Source organism: Modestobacter caceresii (assembly GCF_000761485.1).
GTDB classification, from domain to species: domain Bacteria; phylum Actinomycetota; class Actinomycetes; order Mycobacteriales; family Geodermatophilaceae; genus Modestobacter; species Modestobacter caceresii.
In genome coordinates this window covers 75,084-94,056 of record NZ_JPMX01000044.1, presented here as the reverse complement: position 1 = coordinate 94,056, position 18,973 = coordinate 75,084, and the positions used below count along the sequence as shown (strand labels likewise).

Here is an 18,973-nt window from a genome sequence, read left to right as displayed (position 1 = left end):
GGCCGGGCCGGTCGTAGGGTCTGTCCCCATGGTGCACCGCTTCACCGCCCGCGCCGTCGTGGTCGGGGACCGCGCCGGCACCGTCGTCCCCGATGCCGTGCTGGACGTCGAGGACGGGCTGATCAGCTGGGTCGGCCCCGCTGCCGAGGCGCCGCCGGCCGGGGACGCCGAGGTCACCGCGCTGCCCGGGGTGCTCGCCCCCGGCATGGTCAACACCCACTCGCACGCACCGATGGTGCTGTTCCGCGGCCAGGGCGAGGGGCTGCCGCTGGACCGCTGGCTGAACGAGGTGATGTGGCCCCGGGAGGCGAAGCTCACCCCCGAGGACGTCGAGGTCGCGATGACCGCGGCGTCGGCGGAGATGCTGCGGCACGGGGTCACCACCAGCGTCGAGATGTACTTCCACCCCGAGCGGATGGCCGCTGCGGTGCGGCGCACCGGCGCCCGCGGGGTGATCACCCACCCGCTGATCGGCCTGCCCGGCTTCGGCACGTTCGACGAGCAGCTCGCCCGCGCCACCGACTCCGCCGGCACCGGTGACGACCAGGTCGAGTGGGGCATCGGCCCGCACTCGGCCTACACCGTGCCGCTGCCGGTGCTCACCCAGGCGGCCGAGGCGGCGCGCGAGCACGGCCTGCTGCTGACCACGCACGTCGCCGAGACCACGACGGAGGGCGCCGGGCTGCTGGCACAGCACGGCCTCAGCGTGCCGCAGCTCCTGGCCGCGCACGACGTGCTCGGCGGCCGGGTGCTGGGCGCACACTGCGTGCACATGGACGACGGCGACCTGGAGCTGTGGCGCGAGTACGACGTCGCCGTGGCCCACTGCCCGGGCAGCAACACGAAGCTGGCCAGCGGCACCGCCCGGCTGCGGGACATGCTCGACCTCGGCATCCGGGTCGGCATGGGCACCGACGGGCCGGCGTCCAACGACAACCTCGACCTCTTCGAGGACCTCCGGCTGGCCGCCCAGCTGGCCCGGTTGCGCGAGCGGGACGCCACTGCGCTCACCGCCCCCGAGGCGTTCTGGCTGGCCACCGGCGCGGCGGCGGCGGCGATCGGCCGTGAGGACCTCGGCCAGCTGACCGTCGGACGGCGGGCGGACCTGGTGCACGTCGACACCGACGACATCGCCTTCGTACCGGTCGGCGAGGTCACCGACCTGCTGACCCACCTGGTCTGGTCGGTGGGCTCCCGGCACGTGCGCGGCACCTGGGTGGCCGGGCGGCAGGTCGTGCGTGACGGGGCGTCCACGACGGTCGACGAGGCCGAGCTGCGGGCGGACGTGCAGACCCGGGCGATGCGGCTCGCCGGCCGCTGAGCAGGGAGGTCACTCCTCCGCGGAGAAGCGGTAGCGGACGTCGTCGAACGAGTCGGTCGGGAACGCGTAGACGAACCGCAGCGGGCCCTCGCCGGTGTTGCGGATGCCGTGCTCGGTGTCGCCCGGGATGAAGACCGCCGAGCCGGCGGTCACCGGGTGCTCCACCCCGTCCAGGACGACGACGCCGCTGCCCTCGACGAGGTGGTAGACCTCGGTGGCGGTGTGCCGGTGCAGGCCCAGCCAGCCGTCGGGGGCCAGCTCGGTGAGCCCGGTGTACAGCGCGGCTGTCGGCGTCCGGTCCTGGCTGAAGAGCACCCGGAACGACACCCTGCCCCGCACCGGGTCGTCCCACGTCTCGGCGTCGATCTCGGCACTGTCGCGGACCAGGGGCTGCATCGTGGGGTGATGCCCGCCGCGTCGTACCGGTATGCCCGATCGCCGGGTCAGCCTCGCGTCTGGTCGTCGGTCCAGGCGTAGAGCTGGTCCTCCAGCAGCACGGTGACCCAGCCCTCGCACAGCTGGGCGGTGTCGCCGAGGTCGGGCCACTGCCCTCCCCCGTCGAAGGGCATGCCGACCTGGTCCAGCGGGGTGCAGTCCGTCGGCAGCGACGTCCCGCCGGCCAGCGTCAGGTGCACGCGGACGCTGCCGCCGTCGTCGCCTGCGGCCTCCCCGGGCCGGACCACCGTCACGTCGGAGCCGACGGCGCGGGTCCAGTCCGGCACGTCGCCGCGGGGCGCGTCCTCGGCGGTGTCGTGGTCGGACGTCGCGGTGTGGCCCTGCAGCTCGGCCAGCGCGGCGCCGGGACCGTCCACCCCGGACGGCATGGTGACCGCCAGCGCGGCGGACCCCGCCCCGACCACGCCGAGGATCGCCGTCACGGCGCCGAGCAGGACCTTCTTCGTGCTGACCACCGGTGGTGCCTCCACTCGTTCGCGCCACCGGTCGGTGGCGGTACGAGCATCGGGCCGGCCGTCGTCAGCGGGCGTCGCCCGCCGGGCTGATCCGCCCAGGTCAGCAGGTCGTCCCCCGGGCGGATCAGGCGCGCAGCGAGATCGTCTGGCCGCGCCCCACGATGCGCACCTCACCGGGGGCCCGGCGGGCGGCCACCTCCGCGACGAAGTCGCCCAGCGGGCTCTTGAACAGGCCGTAGTCGTCGTAATGGACCGGCACGGTGACCGGCGGGCGCAGCAACTCGACCAGGTCGGCGCCCTGCCGGGCGTCCATGGTGACGGTGATGCCGGCGACCTTGGTGCCACCCAGGTGCGGGACCATGGCGTCCAGCGGCCCGCAGCGCTGCAGCACCTCCCCGAGGTACGGCCGGTAGAGGGTGTCGCCGCTGATGTAGCCGCGCCAGGTCACCTCCGGGCCGGCGACGCCGCCGCGCACCAGCTCCAGGACGCTGCCCATCACCTGCGGCAGCACCCGGGCCAGCGGGCCGGGGCCGTGGACGCCCGGCACGCTGGTGATCCGCAGCGTGTCCGTGCCGCGGGTCAGCACGTGGGTCTGCCAGGGCCGCAGGTCGGCCGTGGCGGTGAAGCCGCGCTTGCCCAGGCAGCCGGCTGCCTCCGGCGTGGTCACCACCGGGGTCTCCTTGGGCAGGGACCGGGTGGCCACCCGGTCCCAGTGGTCGCCGTGCATGTGGCTGAGCAGGACGGCGTCCAGCGCGGGCAGCTGCGCGGGCACCAGCGCCGGGTCGGTCAGCCGCCTGCTGCGCAGCCCGTAGCCCAGGTGCGCCCACTGGCCGCGGTGCAGGAAGTTCGGGTCGGTCAGCAGGGTGAACGGCCCGATCCGCAGCAAGGTGGTGGCGGTACCACCGAAGGTGAGCGTGACGTCGTTCCCGGGGCGTGCCTGGTCAGCTGCCATGTCGGCGGCTACCCGCAGAGGGCGTCGGTCACTCCGCTGTTGTGCGCTCGTCGTCGCTCCACGGACCGGGAACCGACGGCGCGCGCACAACAGCGGGGGATCGGTAGCCGGGCTCACGAACTGCGTCGCTCCTGTCGGGTGCGCCTGGTAGACACGGAGCCGTGGCACAACCCCGTTCCGTCGACGAGTCCTTCCTCGCCCTCCCGTTGTCCGCGCTGGCCGATGCGGCGCTGACCCGCGCGGTCGACCTGGGCTGCGAGCACGCCGACCTGCGGGTCGAGCGGATCCGCACCCAGACCGTCCGGCTGCGTGACGCCCGGCTGGAGGCGCTGGCCGACGGCGAGGACCTCGGCCTGGCGGTGCGGGTCGTGCACGAGGGCACCTGGGGGTTCGCCGCCGGTGTGGTGCTCACCGCGGCCGAGGCGGTCCGGCTGGCCGAGGAGGCCGTCGCCGTCGCCCAGGTGTCGGCGGCGATGAACACCGACCGGGTCGAGCTGGCGCCCGAGCCGGTGTACGCCGACGGCGAGTGGGTGTCGGCCTACGAGGTCGACCCGTTCGCCGTCCCGGACGCGGAGAAGACCGCGCTGCTGGTCGAGCTCTCCGAGCGGCTGCTGGCCGCCGACGGCGTGGAGCACGTGCAGAGCAGCGTGATGCAGGTCAAGGAGCAGAAGTTCTACGCCGACACGGCCGGCACCCGCACCCGCCAGCAGCGCGTCCGGGTGAACCCGGAGTTCACCGCGCTGACCGTCGACCGCACGACCGGCACCTTCGAGTCGATGCGCACGCTGGCCCCGCCGGTGGGCCGCGGCTGGGAGTACCTCACCGGCACCGGCTGGGACTGGCGCGGTGAGCTGGCCGAGCTCCCCGAGCTGCTGCGGGAGAAGGTCAAGGCCCCCTCGGTCGAGCCGGGCCGGTACGACCTGGTCGTCGACCCGTCCAACCTGTGGCTGACCATCCACGAGTCGATCGGGCACGCCACCGAGCTGGACCGCGCACTCGGTTACGAGGCCGCCTACGCCGGCACCTCCTTCGCCACCGTCGACAAGCTGGGCACCCTGCAGTACGGCTCGCCGCTGATGCACGTCACCGGCGACCGCACCGCCGAGCACGGGCTCTCCACCGTCGGGTGGGACGACGAGGGTGTCGCCGGCCAGCAGTGGGACCTGGTCCGGGACGGGGTGCTCGTCGGATACCAGGTCGACCGCAACATGGCCCGGCTGCGCGGGATGGAGCGCTCCAACGGCTGCGCGTTCGCCGACTCCGCCGCCCACGTGCCGGTGCAGCGGATGGCGAACGTGTCGTTGCAGCCCACCCCCGGCGGCCCCTCCACCGAGGAGGTCATCGGCGGGGTCGAGCGCGGCGTCTACGTCGTCGGTGACAACAGCTGGTCGATCGACATGCAGCGGTACAACTTCCAGTTCACCGGGCAGCGCTTCTACAAGATCGAGGGCGGCCGGCTGGCCGGTCAGCTCCGCGACGTCGCCTACCAGGCGACGACCACCGACTTCTGGGGCTCGATGACCGCGGTCGGCGGGCCGCAGACGTACGTGCTCGGCGGCGCCTTCAACTGCGGCAAGGCCCAGCCCGGCCAGGTGGCCCCGGTCAGCCACGGCTGCCCGACCGCGCTGTTCGAGAACACGACCATCCTCAACACGAAGCAGGAGGGCGGGCGATGAGCTCGCAGACCCCGCAGCAGCTCGTCGAGGCCGCACTGGCGGCGTCCACGGTGGACGGGCAGATCACCTACGTCACCGACAGCTCGGAGGCCAACCTCCGCTGGGCGAGCAACAGCCTGACCACCAACGGCGCGATGCGCTCCCGACAGGTCGTCGTCATCTCCTTCGTCGACGGCGGCGCCGGCATGGCCACCGGCACCGTGGCCCGCACCGGCACGCCGGACATCGCCGAGCTGGTGCGGATGAGCGAGCAGGCCGCCCGGGACGCCGGGCCGGCCGAGGACGCGATGCCGCTGATCAGCGAGGCCCCCGCCGGGTCGGGCGACTGGGACGCCGAGGCGTCCACCACCTCCATCGGCGTGTTCGCCGACTTCGCGCCCGCGCTGGGCGAGGCCTTCGGCGGCGCCCGCGACCGGGGCGAGCTGCTCTTCGGGTTCGCCGAGCACCAGCTGGCCACGACCTACCTGGGCACCTCGACCGGGCTGCGGCTGCGGCACGACCAGCCCACCGGGCGGGTCGAGCTGAACGGGAAGAGCGCCGACTTCGGCCGCTCCGTCTGGGCCGGGGTCGGCACCCGCGACTTCACCGACGTCTCGGTGGCCGGCCTCGCGGCCGAGGTGCAGCAGAAGATGGCCTGGTCGCAGCGCCGGGTCGAGCTGCCGGCCGGGCGGTACGAGACGCTCCTGCCGCCGTCCACGGTGAGCGACCTGATGATCCCCACCTACTGGGCGATGGAGGCCCGGGACGCCGACGAGGGGCGCAGCGTCTACGCCCGGACCGGTGGTGGGAACCGGATCGGGGACCGGCTGGCCCAGCTCCCGCTCACCCTGCGCAGCGACCCGTACGCCCCGGGGCTGGAGACCGCGCCGTTCCAGGTGGTCGGCGGTTCGTCCGGGTCCGCCTCCGTCTTCGACAACGGCATGGCCACGCCCGCCGTCGACTGGATCCGCGACGGGGTGCTGACCAACCTGATCCGGCCCCGGGCCTGGGCCCTGCGGACGACCGCACCGGCGACCGCCGCGGTGGACAACATCATCCTGGAGGACCCCACCGCCACCGCCTCGCCGGCGGAGATGATCGCGCGCACCGGACGCGGCCTGCTGCTGACCACGCTCTGGTACATCCGTGAGGTCGACCCGCAGACGCTGCTGGTCACCGGGTTGACCCGCGACGGGGTCTTCCTCGTCGAGGACGGCGAGGTGACGGGCGCGGTGAACAACTTCCGGTTCAACGAGTCGCCGGTCGACCTGCTGGGCCGGGCGACCGAGGCCAGCCGCACCGAGCGGACCCTGCCGCGGGAGTGGAACGACTGGTTCAGCCGGGCCTCGATGCCGATGCTCCGGGTGCCCGACTTCAACATGAGCTCGGTCAGCCCGGCCAGCTGACGCCGGCCGGGCGGCCGACCCCGGTCAGTGCTCGCGCCGGTCGCGGCCCGTCTGGCCGGGGTCGGGGCTCGACGTCGCGACCGCCGGGTCGACCGGGTCACCGGTCGGCTCGGGGCCCTGCGTGCCGGCGTCCGTGGAGGTGGGTTCGGTGGCCGGGTCGGAGCCGGCGGGTTCGGTCATGGCGACCGGGTACCCCGTGGAGCCCGGCCGGAACGGTCAGGGGGTGACGGGTCCGCGGCCGACGTCGTCGAGCTCGGGGGTCCGGAAGGCCGTGTCGGTCGGCGGCGCCGCCTCGGCGTCGCCCTCGCCCTCCTCAGGGGCGTCCGGCTCCTCGCCCCCGACACCGAAGCCCTCGGCCGTCGGCGGGGCCCCGGCCCCGGGATCGGCCGCGGGGATCCCGTCGTCCGCGTTCGGCAGGTTCGGCTCCATGGGTGCGCTCATCGACATGGCCGGCCCCTACCCCGCTGGTCGCCGGCGGATGCACGCGCGCCGGGACGCCCACGCCACGGCACCGCTGGGGCGGGGTGCGGTCCCCGGGGCGGCCGGGATGGGCGTGGTGGGTGTGACGGGTGTGCGCAACTCGACGACCAAACCGCGTTTCGTGCCCCTGTGTCACGGACATGAAACGCAATTCGTGTCTACTTCCCCACGAACGCCGACGACGACCCCCTGCCTCCCCGGCAGGACGGCGAGGGGAGCTCCACATGACGTACTGCCAGAAGCCCTCGATCTTCCAGGTGGGCAAGGTCCACGACAACGGCCCGTCCGTGATCGTCTCGGGCTGGGGCCTGGGCATGTGCGCCTCGTCGTGTCGATGCCACCGCAACCCGGAGGACGGCCAGCTGTCCCTCGCCGAGGACCAGGCCGGCGGCAGCCTGGGCCTGCGCAGCTTCACCCCGACCGGCACCTGCGACTGCTGTGAGGCGTGGACGTCGGCCGAGCTGTCCGCGATCCTGCGCGACGTCGCCGCGGTCGAGGCACTGGACGCCTCGGAGCCTGCCGCCGGCTGAGCCCCACCAGATCCGACCGAGCCGCCCACCGGGGAACCGGTGGGCGGCTCGTCGTCTTTGCCGGGCCTGCTCTCCGGGTAGGCCGGTGCCCATGTGGGCGAGAGCAGCGGTACGCGGTGCGGTGGCCGGGCTGGCCGGGGTCGCGGTCATGACGGTGGGGGAGAAGCTCGAACAGCAGGTGACCGGTCGCCCGGACTCCTATGTCCCGGCCCGGACGCTCACCGCCCTGGCCACCGGGCGGCGGCTCCCCGGGTCCGCGCGCCCCCCGGTGCGCAACCACCTCATGCACTGGGGCACCGGCGCCGCCGTCGGCGCGCTGCGTGGGGTCTGGGCCGCGGCCGGGCTGCGCGGCGTGCGGGCCTCCGCCTGGCACACCTCCGTGCGGCTGGCGGTCGACCAGACCCTGGAGAACGTCACCGGCGTGGGCGCGCCGCCGTGGACCTGGTCCCGGCGGGACCAGGTGGTCGACGTCGCGCACAAGGCCGTCTACTCCTTCGCCACCGGCGCCGTCGCCGACCGCCTCGTCGCGCCGGTGCGGGGCAGGAGAGGCGCACGGGGCCTGTGGGACTGAGGTCCACTGTGGACCGATCGGTCCCGGCGCGCCGCGCCTCTTGACAAGAGCGCGATCTCCCTACCGTCCGTCGAGACGTGCACGGAGTCCCTCGCCCCTCCCCGGGCGGAACGTGCGCAGACGGAGGCCCAGTGAACCGATCGACCAACCGGCGGTGGACGCGCGCTGCCGCCCTCGCGCTGACCGTCGGCGCGGCCGTCGTCCTGACCCCGTCGGTCGGCGTCGCGGCGCCGACCACTGCGGCCGAGGCCCGGCAGGCCGTCACCGACGCCGGGCTCGAGCTCACCGCCCTGGACGAGCAGGTCCACGAGGCCGAGGCCGCCGCCGTGCAGCACCAGGCCGCCGCGGACGCCGCCGCTGCCGCAGCCGTCCAGGCGCAGGCGCAGCTGGACGCGCTCGAGCCGCAGTTGCGGTCGATCGCCCAGGCCGGGTACGTCGGCACCACCCGCGGCCGGCTCGCCGCCTTCCTGACCAGCGGCTCGGCCGACGACCTGATCCAGCAGATGAACACCCTCGACCAGTTGGCCACGCACGCCGACGGCATCGTCGCCACGGCAGCCACCGCCCGGTCCGCGGCCGAGCAGGCGCAGCAGGACGCCACCGCGGCCGCGGCCGCCGCGGCCGCCGCCGAGTCGGAGCTGCGGGCGCAGAAGGAGCAGCTGGAGGGCGATCTCGCCGGGTACCAGGCCGACCTCGCCCGTCTGTCGGCCGCCGACCAGGTCCGGGTGCACAACGTGATCTCCGGGCCCGAGGTCGCCGCCCCCGCCCCCGCGCCGGCCCCCACCGCGGCCGCCGGCGTCGCCGTGCAGACCGCGCTCGCCCAGATCGGCGACATGTACGGCATCGGCGCCGAGGGCCCGGACTCCTTCGACTGCTCCGGCCTCACCCAGTACGCCTACGCCGCCGCGGGCATCTCGCTGCCGCACTCCAGCCGCGCCCAGTCGAGCCTGGGCGTCGCCGTGTCGAGGGCGGAACTGCAGCCCGGCGACCTGGTCTTCTTCTACTCGCCGATCAGCCACGTGGGCATGTACATCGGCAACGGCCAGATGGTGCACGCCAGCGTCTCCGGCCGCCCGGTCGCGGTCACCAGCGTGGACAAGGGCGGCTACGTCAGCGCCCGCCGCGTCACCGGCTGAGCCCCCAGCCCCGCAGTGATCAGGGCACCTGATCACCGCTGCGTCAGTCGTGGATGCGGCGACCCTCCGCGAGCAGCTGCACGCAGGCCGCGATCCGCTTGGCCCGGGTCTGCGGCGTGGCGGCGGTGTGCACCCGCCACAGCACGGCGTACCGGTTGGCCCCGTCGAGCCCGGCGAACGCCTCCTGGGCTGCAGGGGAGGCCGCCAGCGCGGCGGCCAGGTCGTCGGGCACGGTGATCGTGGCGGGTCCGGCGTAGGCGCGGTCCCAGCGGCCGTCGGCCTGCGCGGCCTCGACCGCGGCCAGCCCGGCCGGGCGCATCCGGCCGTCGGCGATCAGCCGGGCCACCGTCGCCACGTTCTTCTGCGACCAGACGCTCTTGGGCCGCCGCGGCGTGTACCGCACGGTGAACCAGTCGTCGTCCACCCGGTTGCCCCGGCCGTCGATCCAGCCGTGGCAGAGCGCCACCTCGACCGCCTCGGCCGCGGTCAGGGAGGGGATGCCGGCCGACTTCTTGGCGATCTTCAGGAACAGGCCCGGCGCCCGGTCGTGCTCGGTGGCCAGCCAGGCGTCGAAGTCGGCGGGGGTCGCGAACGCCCGGGTCTCGAACGTGCTCTCGTCGGCCACGCCGGCCATCGTCCGCAGCCGCACCCGCGCCGTCCAGGGGACCCGGCGTCCGGTTTGTCCGGGCGGCCGGTCGGCTACCGCAGGGCGGACGGCGCCCAGCAGAGGCGCCGCGACGACGGACGGGACGACGGATGGCACGGGCACCTGGCCCCACCGCCCTGTGGGTGGTCCGGCACGGCGAGAGCGTGGGCAACCTGGCCGATGCGCACGCGCACGAGACCGGTTCGGGCCGGCTGGAGCTCGACGTCCGCGACCCCGACGTCCCGCTGTCGGACACCGGCGAGCGGCAGGCCGACGCCCTCGGCGCGTGGTTGGCGGGGCTGCCGGCGGACGAGCGCCCCACCACCGTGCTGAGCTCGCCGTTCAGCCGCGCGGCCGAGACCGCCCGGCGGGCGGTGGCGGCGAGCGGGCTGGACCTGACCGTCCGCTACGACGAGCGGCTGCGGGAACGGGACTTCGGCGTCTTCGACGGCATGACCGGTCAGGGCATCCGCGAGGAGCACCCGGACGAGGCCGGCCGCCGCGAGCTGCTCGGCAAGTTCTACTACCGGCCACCGGGCGGGGAGAGCTGGGCCGACGTCGCCCTGCGGGTGCGCAGCCTGCTGGCCACCGAGGCGCTGCGGCACGACGGCGAGCGGCTGCTCTGCGTCTCGCACCAGGCCGTGATCATGGTCTTCCGGTACGTGCTGGAGGAGCTCTCCGAGCAGCAGCTGCTGGACATCGACCGGGCCGAGCAGGTCGCCAACACCTCCGTGACCCGCTACGAGTCCGCCGACGGCGGGCTGTTCCGGCTGGCCGGCTTCAACGGCGTCGACCACCTGGACGACGCCGACCGGGGCGATGGAGCCCCCGTGACCGAGGAGACCGATGTCCCGTCCCCGGCCTGACCACACCCTGGTCAGCCCCCAGGTGCTCCGCGACTGGCGACTGCCCGAGCCGACCGGCGGCAAGGAGGCCCGCGGTTCGATCCTGGTCGTCGGCGGGAGCACCGAGACCGTGGGCGCCGTCCTGCTGGCCGCCGAGGCGGCGCTGCGCTCCGGGGCCGGGAAGCTCCAGGTCGTCGTCCCGTCCAAGGTCGCCCCGCACGTCTCCATCTCGCTGCCCGAGGCGCTGGTCCGCGGCGTGCCGTCCACCGAGGCCGGCGCCATCCGCGGCTCCTCGGCCGAGCTGTTCCTCGACCTGGCCCAGCAGGCCTCGGCGGTGCTGATCGGGCCCGGCATGGCCGACGAGCCCGAGACCCGGCGCCTGGTCGAGCAGCTGCTGCCCGAGCTGCAGGGGCCGGTGGCGCTGGACGCGCTGGGGCTGGCCGCCGTCACCGCCGACCCGGCCTGCCTGCACCACCTGGGAAGCAACGTCGTGCTCACCCCCAACCCGGCCGAGCTGGCGATCGCGTTGCACGTGAAACCGGAGGAGGTGGACGACGACCCGGCGGGTGCCGCCCAGCGGCTGGCCGAGCAGACCCGCGCCGTGGTCGGCCTGGGCGGGGTGACCAGCTGGATCGCCGCACCCGACGGGCGGCTCTGGGCCGACGAGAGCGGGGGTGCCGGGCTGGGGGTCTCCGGCTCCGGCGACGTGCGCGCCGGGATCGTCGCCGGACTGCTGGCCCGGGGCGCAGAGCCGGCGCAGGCGGCTGTCTGGGCCGCGCACCTGCACGGCCGGGCAGGTGAGCGGCTGGCCGCGACCGTCGGGCAGCTGGGCTTCCTCGCCCGCGAGCTGCCACCGGAGATCCCCCGGGTGATGGCCGAGGTGGACCTCTGAGCTGGCGGCTGGTCCCGACGGCTTCCCTGCGCAACGTCGTGGTCACCCGGCGCGCCGACGACCCGGTGTGATCTGCTGCGCCCAGCAGCGGGAACCGCCCGCGACCTCGGTGAGGAGTGCAGCAACGTGGCTGACAGCTACATCGGAGCCCTCGACTTCGGTGCCCCGGAGATCGACGAGCAGGCGTTCGTCGCCCCCACGGCCGTCGTGGTCGGCAAGGTGAGGATGGGCCCGCGGGCCAGCATCTGGTACGGCGCCATCGCCCGGGCCGACTCGGAGGTCATCGAGATCGGTGCGGACTCCAACGTCCAGGACGGGTCCACCCTGCACAGCGACCCCGGGCACCCGCTGGTGATCGGTCGCGGCGTGACCGTCGGCCACAACGTCGTGCTGCACGGCGCCCGGGTCGACGACCACGTGCTCGTGGGCATGGGCAGCACCGTCCTCAACGGCGCGCACATCGGCTCCGGTTCGATCGTCGCCGCCGGCGCCGTGGTCATGCAGGGCGCGCAGATCCCGCCGAACTCCCTGGTCGCCGGGGTGCCGGCCAAGGTGCGGCGGGAGACCACCGAGGACGACCGCACGGCGATCGAGCTGAACGCGAAGAGCTACACCGACCGGCTCGACCAGCACCGCGCCGTCCGCCGGGTGCAGCAGGCGGGCTGAGCGGATGAGCGCCGAGGAGCTGCGCCGTCAGGTCTCCTGGACCGTCGATGACACCTCAGCGGCCCGGCGGGCCGGCCGGTTCCTCGGCGGGGTCGTCCACCTGGTCTCCGCGCTGGCGACCCTGGGCGCGGACGCCGGGATCGGGGCTCGTCGACCCGGGTGGACCCTGCCGGCCGACCAGGACGACTACCTGGACCTCGGTCCGCTGACCCTGCGAATGCCCGAGTCCGGCCCGTCGGAGCCGGTGCAGGCGACGCGGACCGGGGTCTGGGCGACCCCGGCGGGGAGGCCGGCGCGACGGCTGCCGGTCGAGGCGTGGCGGGTGGTGGCGGCGGTGCCGGGCACCGGCTCGCGCTCGCCCCGCCACCCGGAGGCGGAGTGGACGCTGACCGTCAGCGACGGGTCGGCCCACGGGTCACTGACCGGCGCGTGGCTGGGGCTCGCCTGGCTGGGTCATGTGGCCGGCTGGTCCGAGCCGGTGGCGTCGCCGGGGAGAGCATGACCGCTGGGGCGTTCGAGGAGTTCGTCGCCGAGGAGTCGACGCCGTCCCTCCGCACGGCGTACCTGTTGACCGGTGACGGCCGCGCGGCCGGGGACCTGCTGCAGGAGGCGCTGATCGCCGTCCACCGCCGCTGGGACCGGCTCGCGGACCGGGAGGAGGCGGCGGCCGCCGTCCGGCGGGAGCTGGTGGCCGCGCACCTGGGCCGGCGGTGGAGCCGGTTCGGTGCGGTGCTCGCCGACTCCCGGCTGATGGCCGGCACCACCGGCATCCCCGGCTTCGCCTCGGCGCACCCGGATCCGGTCCCGTCGGACGAGACGGCGGCCGCGCTGGCCCACGTGCTCCCGCGGCAGCGGGCGGCCCTCGCACTCCGGTACGGCACGGACCTGTCGGAGGCGGCAGTCGCCGACGCGCTGGGCGCGCCGGTGGCTGACGTCCGGGCGCGCATCGCCGACGGGCTCGGCCGGCTGGGCGAGCTCCTCGAGGTGGACGGCGCGACCGCGGCGGCCCGGGTGCGCGACCTCGCCGGGCGGGCCCCCGCCGACATCGGCGACGTCCACGGCTGGGTGCTGGACGGCGAGCGGTCACAGCGCCGGCACCGGGCCGGGCTGCTCGCCCTGGCGGGGTTCTTCGTCCTCGTCGTCCTGCTGTTGCTGTTCACCGGACGATGAGGCCCCGCTGCCGGTGAGGCAGCGGAGCCCGACGTCAGTTGCGGATCGAGGCCGTCAGCGGGCAGACGAACGGGTCGCGCTCGCCGAGCCCGACGCGGTTCAGGTACTGGACGACGATCCGGTACGAGCCGACCAGCGACGTCTCGGTGTAGCTGATGCCGTGCTGGGCGCAGTGCGCGCGCACCATCGGCTGCACCTTCTTCAGGTTCGGCCGCGGCATGCTCGGGAAGAGGTGGTGCTCGATCTGGTAGTTCAGGCCGCCCATCATGAAGTCGGTGACCCGGCCGCCCTTGATGTTGCGCGACATGAGCACCTGACGGCGCAGGAAGTCGACCTTCGCGTTCTTCGGGACGATCGGCATGCCCTTGTGGTTGGGCGCGAACGAACCACCCAGCAGCAGACCGAACACCGCCTGCTGGACCAGGATGAACGCCACGGCCAGCAGCGGCGGCATGATCAGGAAGACCGCGGCGACGAAGAGCCCCAGCCGGGCCGCGATGATCGCGATCTCCAGCCGGCGGTGCGGCATCGTCTTCTCGCGGGCCAGGGTGGCCAGGCTGTTGGCGTGCAGGGCCGCGCCCTCGAAGCACAGCAGCGGGAAGAACGCCCAGCCCTGGTGCCGGGTCCACCAGCCACGCAGGCCGCTCATCCGGTCCTCGGCGTCGTCCGGCGTGAAGGCCAGCACCGCGGACTCGATGTCGGGGTCCTTGCCCATCTGGTTCGGGGCGTTGTGGTGCCGGTTGTGCTTCTGCATCCACCAGCCGTAGCCGATGCCGGCGAAACCGCAGGAGAGCACCCGGGCGTTCCACTCGTTGGCCCGGTGCGAGCCGAAGGCCTGCCGGTGGGCGGTGTCGTGGCCCAGGAAGCCGAACTGCGTGCAGACCAGCGAGAAGACGACGGCCAGCCCCAGCTGCCACCAGGAGTCGCCCAGTGCCACGATCGCCACCCAGACCCCGGCGAAGGCGGCCACGGTCAGCGCGATCGACACGACGTAGTACGGGCGGCGGCGGTTCAGCAGCCCGGCGTCCTTCACCTGCTGCGAGAGCTCGGCGTAGACGCTGACCTGACGGTCGCGGGCTCGCTCGGGGCGGGGCGCCCGGGCAGGGAGGGGCGTGGAGCCCTCCAGGGTGGTGGCGGTCATCTGCTCTCTCAGGCTGGGTCCCGGGCTGCTCCGGGCTGTGCCGGTCTGACCGGCGACGACAGGGGACCGCGCTACGTCTGGCTGGAGCACCGCGTAGCGCCGACGGTAGGCGACGGTGCACACCTGTGCCACGCGGGTCCCGGGCCGACGCCGCGACCCCGGCTCCCTGGGGGAGGCTGTCGGGGTGCGTGCGTTGGTGTTCGAGGAGTTCGGTGGCCCGCTGACGGTCCGGTCGGTGCCCGACCCCACCCCCGACCGGGACGGCGTCGTCGTCCGGGTGGGAGCCAGTGGGATCTGCCGCAGCGACTGGCACGGCTGGTCCGGCCACGACCCCGACGTCGTCCTGCCGCACGTGCCCGGCCACGAACTGGCCGGCACCGTGGCCGCGGTCGGTGACCGGGTGCGGACCTGGTCGGTGGGCGACCGGGTCACCGTGCCGTTCGTCTGCGCGTGCGGGCACTGCGGGCCGTGCCGGGACGGGGCCGGGCAGGTCTGCCTGAACCAGACGCAGCCCGGGTTCACGCACTGGGGTTCCCTGGCCGAGTACGTCGCCCTGGACGCCGCCGACGTCAACCTGGTCGCCCTGCCCGACGGCATGCCGTTCGCCACCGCGGCCGGCCTGGGCTGCCGGTTCGCCACCGCCTTCCGGGCCGTCACCGGCGTCGGCCGGGTGCGGCCCGGGGAATGGGTGGCGGTGCACGGCTGCGGCGGGGTCGGGTTGTCCGCGGTCCAGGTCGCGGTGGCGGCCGGGGCCCGGGTGGTGGCCGTCGACGTCGCCCCGGGTGCCCTCGAGCTGGCCCGGGCCTGCGGTGCGGAGCACACCGTGGAGGGCGCCGGCGACGTCCCCGGCGCGATCGCCGAGCTGACCGACGGCGGTGCGCACGTCTCGCTGGACGCGCTCGGCGCCGCCGTGACCTGCCTGAACTCCATCCGCAGCCTCCGCCCGCGGGGGCGGCACGTGCAGGTCGGGCTGCTGCCGCCGGTGCTCGGCCGCCCGGAGATCCCGATGGAGCGGGTGATCGCCGGCGAGCTCGCCCTGCTGGGCAGCCACGGGATGGCGGCGGCCGACTACCCGGCGATGCTCTCGCTGATCACGGCCGGCCGGCTGCACCCGGAGCTGCTGGTCACCCGCGAGCTCGGCCTGGACGACGCCGGTGCCGCCCTGGCGGCGGTGGGCAGCGAGCCGGGGATCGCCGTCGTCACCTCGTTCTGAGGGATCAGCCGGTCGGGTCCGCCGTCGTCTCGACCGCCGTGGTGCCGGTCGGCTCGGAGTCCGTCGTCTCCTCCTCCTGCTCCGTCGTCTCGCTGGTGGGCGACGGGGTCCGGGTCGGCGTCGGGGTCGGGGTCGGCGCGCGGGGGGTGGTCGTGCGGGACGGCGTGCCCACCGGCTCCTCGTCCTCGCCGTCGTCCGGCGGCACCGGGCTGGTCGGCACGACCGGGACGGGCGTCTCCGGCTCCGTGGGCGTCGGCGTGCCCGTGGGCACGTCGCTGGGCAGCGCGGAGTTGGGCACGTCCACCGTCTGCCCGTTGGGGAGCGTGACCGGCGTGGTCCCGCTGTCCTGGCTGGGCAGGAAGAGGTTGAGCACGAACAGCACCACGAACAGGCCCCCGAGCACCACGGTGGAGGTGCGGGCCCGCCCGATGTGCGAGGGCACCCGCTGGTGCCAGGTCGGCGAGCGCCGGGTGGCCGGGGCGGCGACCGCGGACGGTTGTTCCGGGGCGGCCTGTGGCAGGACCTTGGTGGGCTGGTCGTCCGGCGACGTGCTCATGCGGCCCCTCCGGTGCGTGCCCGGTCCTCGGCCAGCGCCTCGTCCTGGATGCTCACGCCGTCCTGCACGTTGGTGGCGCGGAGCGACACGCCCTCCCGGGACAGCGCCAGCGCCACCCGGGCACGGAGGTCGCGGCCCACGTCGAACTGCTTGCCCGGCAGCGTGCGGGCGACGACCCGCAGGTTGACCTCGTCCAGACCGAGGCTCTCCACGCCCATCACGGTGGGCTCGTCGAGCAGCAGCTTGTGCAGCCGCGGGTCGGCGAAGGCGCGTTGGCCGACCTCCCGCAGCACCTCCTGCACCCGGGTGACGTCCGCGGTCGCGGGCACCGGCACGTCGACGACGGCCCGGGCCCAGTCGCGCGAGAGGTTGGTGACCTTGACGATCTGGCCGTTGGGCACGATCACCACCTCACCGTCGACCGAGCGCACCCGGGTGATCCGCAGGGTGACGTCCTCGACCGTCCCAGATGCGGGCTCCATGCCACCGACCACCTGGATGGAGACGACGTCGCCGAAGCCGTACTGCCGCTCGGTGATCAGGAAGAAGCCGGCCAGCACGTCGCCGACGACCCGCTGGGCGCCGAAGCCCAGCCCGACGCCGAGCACGGTGGCCGGGGCGACCAGGCCGGTGACCGGGAGCCCCAGCCGGTCGAGGGCGAAGATGACCGCGATCGACCAGATCAGCACGATCGCCGCCCAGGTCAGCACCTGGGTCAGCGAGTGCCGGTGCTTGGCCGCCTCGGAGCGCACGAGGGCGTCGGAGTCGGTCGCAGCGGCGTCGATCCGGTCGGTGATCCGGTTCCCGGCCCAGCTGACCAGCCGGGCCACCAGCAGCGCGCCCAGCACGATCAGGAGCGCGTCGAGGGCGGGTCCACGGAGCCAGTAGAAGAAGTCGGTGACCGGGCCGGCGGCGAGCACGTTCATCACCCCCAGTGTGGCCGGTGGACCTGTGCGTGGGGTGCGCGGGTGGTGTGTGCGGGGTGGGTGGGGCCGCTGGTGCCCGCGCCACGGACTTGCATCCGGGCCCGGAGGCAAGGACGGTGGTCCGTACAACGAGCTGGCCCCGAGCGTGGGGCAGCTCGCTCGACCTGCGCGCCGACCCGAAGGGAGGGGCGCCGATCAGGCGCCACGCCACGTGACGAACCCACCGAACAACCCACCCGGGCAGCCGTCGTCCGGCTCCACCCGCAGCGGCGAGGCCCCGGGCGCCGACCAGGCACCGGCTGCCGACCAGGCCCCGGGCGTCGACGACGCCGGCACGACCGGCCAGACGATCGACGACGTGCTCGACCCCGACGTCCCCAGCCACACCCACCCGGCGATCGCCCAGCCGCCGAGCCAGGAGCACGAGCGCCGCCCGAAGCTGGACCGCACGGTCTTCGGCATCGCCGCCGTCGTCACGCTGGCCTTCCTCGCCTGGGGCTTCCTCAGCCCCACCGGCCTGGGCTCGGCCAGCGGCAGCGCGCTCGGCTGGATCGAGGGCAACCTCGGCTGGTTCTTCGTGCTCCTCGCCTCCGCCGTGGTGATCTTCGTGCTGTGGATCGCCGCCAGCGCCTACGGCCGCATCCCCCTCGGTGGGGACGGCGAACGGCCGGAGTTCCGGACGATCAGCTGGATCGCGATGATGTTCAGCGCCGGGATGGGCATCGGGCTGATGTTCTTCGGCGTCTCCGAGCCGCTGTCGCACTACGTGTCGCCGCCGCCGGGCACCGTCGCGGGCGAGACCGACGCAGCCGTGACCACCGCGCTGGCCACCACCCTGTTCCATTGGACCCTGCACCCGTGGGCGCTGTACGCCCTGGTCGGGCTGGCGGTCGCCTACGGCACCTACCGCCGGGGCCGGGGCCAGCTGCTCTCCTCGGCGTTCACCTCGCTGTTCGGCCGCGGCGTCGCCGAGGGGCCGGCCGGCAAGGTGATCGACGTCCTGGCCATCTTCGCGACGTTGTTCGGCACCGCCGCCTCCCTCGGGCTCGGCGCCCTGCAGATCGGCAGCGGGCTGGAGATCCTCGGCTGGCTCGGCCCGGTGGGCAACGCGGCCACGGTCGGCATCATCGCGGTGCTGACCGCGGCGTTCGTGGCGTCGGCGTTCTCCGGCATCGCCCGCGGCATCCAGTGGCTGTCCAACATCAACGTCGTCCTGGCGTTCGTGCTGGCGCTGTTCGTCTTCGTGGTGGGCCCCACGGTGCTCATCCTCAACCTGGTGCCGACCGCGCTCGGCTCCTACCTGGCCGACCTCCCCGAGCTGGCCGCCCGCACGAACGCCTCGGGCGGCGACCTCGTGGCGGAGTGGCTGTCCGGCTGGACGGTCTTCTACTGGGCCTGGTGGATCTCCTGGACGCCGTTCGTCGGCGTCTTCCTCGCCCGGATCAGCCGGGGCCGCACGATCCGCGAGTTCATCACCGGCGTGCTGCTCGTGCCCAGCGTCGTGACGCTGCTCTGGTTCGCGGTCTTCGGCGGTGCCGGGATCGACGCCCAGCGGTCGGGCCAGGACCTCGCCGGGCAGGCGACGGCGGAGGGTCAGCTCTTCGGGCTGCTCCAGGAGCTGCCGTTCGCCACGGTCACCAGCGTCATCGTGATGCTGCTGGTCGGGATCTTCTTCGTCACCGGCGCCGACTCGGCGTCGATCGTGATGGCGTCGCTCTCCGAGCGCGGCACCCGTGAGCCGACCTCGAAGATGGTCGTCTTCTGGGGGCTGCTGACCGGTGGGGTCGCTGCCGTGATGCTGCTGGTCGGCGGCGACGAGGCGCTGCAGGGGCTGCGGAACCTGACGATCATCGCCGCGCTGCCGTTCGCGGTGGTGATGATCGGGCTGGCGGTCGCGCTGACCAAGGACCTGCGCTCGGACCCGATGGTGCTGCGCCGCGCGTACGCCAGCGAGGC

The 18,973-nt window shown here is 74.3% G+C and carries 22 protein-coding genes; 13 read left to right on the top strand and 9 right to left on the bottom strand.

The features are described 5' to 3' along the window. Window positions 1–28: 28 nt before the first annotated feature. The gene (locus tag IN07_RS11340) at window positions 29–1,321 is read left to right on the top strand and encodes an amidohydrolase family protein (RefSeq protein ID WP_036335907.1); all 1,293 of its coding nucleotides are present in this window, start codon (window positions 29–31) and stop codon (window positions 1,319–1,321) included. Window positions 1,322–1,330: 9 nt separating this feature from the next. Here the strand turns inward: IN07_RS11340 and IN07_RS11335 are convergent, their stop codons facing one another. From IN07_RS11335 to IN07_RS11325, 3 genes are all read right to left on the bottom strand, one after another. Then, window positions 1,331–1,717 (bottom strand): cupin domain-containing protein, encoded by a 387-nt coding sequence (locus IN07_RS11335; protein ID WP_036335906.1) that lies wholly within the window; start codon window positions 1,715–1,717, stop codon window positions 1,331–1,333. Between the two features lie 47 nt (window positions 1,718–1,764). Further along, window positions 1,765–2,232, bottom strand: a complete 468-nt coding sequence (locus IN07_RS11330; RefSeq protein ID WP_036335905.1) for a hypothetical protein — start codon at window positions 2,230–2,232, stop codon at window positions 1,765–1,767. 124 nt (window positions 2,233–2,356) lie between these two features. Further along, a complete protein-coding gene (locus tag IN07_RS11325; protein ID WP_036335903.1) occupies window positions 2,357–3,184 on the bottom strand; it encodes an MBL fold metallo-hydrolase in 828 nt (275 codons plus the stop codon). Between the two features lie 161 nt (window positions 3,185–3,345). On the opposite strand from IN07_RS11325, the gene IN07_RS11320 reads away from it, so the two are divergent. Together IN07_RS11320 and IN07_RS11315 are read left to right on the top strand one after the other, a co-directional pair. Then, window positions 3,346–4,860 (top strand): TldD/PmbA family protein, encoded by a 1,515-nt coding sequence (locus IN07_RS11320; RefSeq protein WP_036335902.1) that lies wholly within the window; start codon window positions 3,346–3,348, stop codon window positions 4,858–4,860. Further along, complete coding sequence (locus IN07_RS11315; protein WP_036335901.1) at window positions 4,857–6,245, top strand: metallopeptidase TldD-related protein; 1,389 nt, start codon at window positions 4,857–4,859, stop codon at window positions 6,243–6,245. Before IN07_RS11320 ends, IN07_RS11315 begins: the two co-directional genes overlap by 4 nt. Window positions 6,246–6,269: 24 nt before the next feature. Here the strand turns inward: IN07_RS11315 and IN07_RS25215 are convergent, their stop codons facing one another. Continuing rightward, window positions 6,270–6,425 carry a hypothetical protein gene (locus IN07_RS25215; RefSeq protein ID WP_156119141.1) on the bottom strand — a complete coding sequence of 52 codons (156 nt, stop codon included), beginning with the start codon at window positions 6,423–6,425 and terminating at the stop codon, window positions 6,270–6,272. Window positions 6,426–6,461: 36 nt separating this feature from the next. Further along, window positions 6,462–6,686, bottom strand: a complete 225-nt coding sequence (locus tag IN07_RS11310; RefSeq protein ID WP_231558153.1) for a hypothetical protein — start codon at window positions 6,684–6,686, stop codon at window positions 6,462–6,464. 263 nt (window positions 6,687–6,949) lie between these two features. Between IN07_RS11310 and IN07_RS11305 the strand changes: the two genes are divergently transcribed. From IN07_RS11305 to IN07_RS11295, 3 genes are all read left to right on the top strand, one after another. Further along, on the top strand, window positions 6,950–7,255 hold the full coding sequence (locus IN07_RS11305) for a hypothetical protein (protein ID WP_036335899.1): 306 nt from the start codon (window positions 6,950–6,952) through the stop codon (window positions 7,253–7,255). Window positions 7,256–7,346: 91 nt separating this feature from the next. Continuing rightward, a complete protein-coding gene (locus IN07_RS11300) occupies window positions 7,347–7,826 on the top strand; it encodes a hypothetical protein (RefSeq protein WP_036335898.1) in 480 nt (159 codons plus the stop codon). A gap of 131 nt (window positions 7,827–7,957) precedes the next feature. Further along, window positions 7,958–8,962: a C40 family peptidase gene (locus IN07_RS11295; protein ID WP_036335897.1), complete on the top strand. Its 1,005-nt coding sequence runs from the start codon at window positions 7,958–7,960 to the stop codon at window positions 8,960–8,962. 43 nt (window positions 8,963–9,005) lie between these two features. On the opposite strand, the gene IN07_RS11290 is transcribed toward IN07_RS11295, so the two are convergent. Further along, complete coding sequence (locus IN07_RS11290; RefSeq protein WP_036335935.1) at window positions 9,006–9,587, bottom strand: YdeI/OmpD-associated family protein; 582 nt, start codon at window positions 9,585–9,587, stop codon at window positions 9,006–9,008. Window positions 9,588–9,718: 131 nt separating this feature from the next. On the opposite strand from IN07_RS11290, the gene IN07_RS11285 reads away from it, so the two are divergent. The 5 genes from IN07_RS11285 (at window position 9,719) to IN07_RS11265 (ending at window position 13,181) form a co-directional block, all read left to right on the top strand. After that, window positions 9,719–10,474: a histidine phosphatase family protein gene (locus IN07_RS11285; protein WP_036335896.1), complete on the top strand. Its 756-nt coding sequence runs from the start codon at window positions 9,719–9,721 to the stop codon at window positions 10,472–10,474. Beyond that, window positions 10,455–11,345: an NAD(P)H-hydrate dehydratase gene (locus IN07_RS11280; protein WP_036335894.1), complete on the top strand. Its 891-nt coding sequence runs from the start codon at window positions 10,455–10,457 to the stop codon at window positions 11,343–11,345. Before IN07_RS11285 ends, IN07_RS11280 begins: the two co-directional genes overlap by 20 nt. A 126-nt stretch (window positions 11,346–11,471) precedes the next feature. Next, on the top strand, window positions 11,472–12,011 hold the full coding sequence (locus IN07_RS11275) for a gamma carbonic anhydrase family protein (protein ID WP_036335893.1): 540 nt from the start codon (window positions 11,472–11,474) through the stop codon (window positions 12,009–12,011). A 4-nt stretch (window positions 12,012–12,015) separates the two neighbouring features. After that, window positions 12,016–12,513: a hypothetical protein gene (locus IN07_RS11270; RefSeq protein ID WP_036335892.1), complete on the top strand. Its 498-nt coding sequence runs from the start codon at window positions 12,016–12,018 to the stop codon at window positions 12,511–12,513. Further along, window positions 12,510–13,181: a sigma factor-like helix-turn-helix DNA-binding protein gene (locus IN07_RS11265; RefSeq protein WP_052091147.1), complete on the top strand. Its 672-nt coding sequence runs from the start codon at window positions 12,510–12,512 to the stop codon at window positions 13,179–13,181. Before IN07_RS11270 ends, IN07_RS11265 begins: the two co-directional genes overlap by 4 nt. 34 nt (window positions 13,182–13,215) lie before the next feature. On the opposite strand, the gene IN07_RS11260 is transcribed toward IN07_RS11265, so the two are convergent. Next, window positions 13,216–14,322, bottom strand: coding sequence for a fatty acid desaturase family protein (locus IN07_RS11260; protein ID WP_036335891.1), 1,107 nt, complete (start codon window positions 14,320–14,322; stop codon window positions 13,216–13,218). Between the two features lie 184 nt (window positions 14,323–14,506). Between IN07_RS11260 and IN07_RS11255 the strand changes: the two genes are divergently transcribed. Then, window positions 14,507–15,535: a zinc-binding dehydrogenase gene (locus IN07_RS11255; protein WP_036335933.1), complete on the top strand. Its 1,029-nt coding sequence runs from the start codon at window positions 14,507–14,509 to the stop codon at window positions 15,533–15,535. Window positions 15,536–15,539: 4 nt separating this feature from the next. On the opposite strand, the gene IN07_RS11250 is transcribed toward IN07_RS11255, so the two are convergent. Both IN07_RS11250 and IN07_RS11245 read right to left on the bottom strand, forming a co-directional pair. After that, window positions 15,540–16,091, bottom strand: a complete 552-nt coding sequence (locus IN07_RS11250) for a hypothetical protein (RefSeq protein ID WP_036335890.1) — start codon at window positions 16,089–16,091, stop codon at window positions 15,540–15,542. After that, the gene (locus IN07_RS11245; RefSeq protein ID WP_052091146.1) at window positions 16,088–17,017 is read right to left on the bottom strand and encodes a mechanosensitive ion channel family protein; all 930 of its coding nucleotides are present in this window, start codon (window positions 17,015–17,017) and stop codon (window positions 16,088–16,090) included. Before IN07_RS11245 ends, IN07_RS11250 begins: the two co-directional genes overlap by 4 nt. A gap of 211 nt (window positions 17,018–17,228) precedes the next feature. Between IN07_RS11245 and IN07_RS11240 the strand changes: the two genes are divergently transcribed. Then, window positions 17,229–18,973 (top strand): BCCT family transporter (locus IN07_RS11240; protein WP_081975342.1); only part of this gene is annotated, 1,745 nt, incomplete at its 3' end.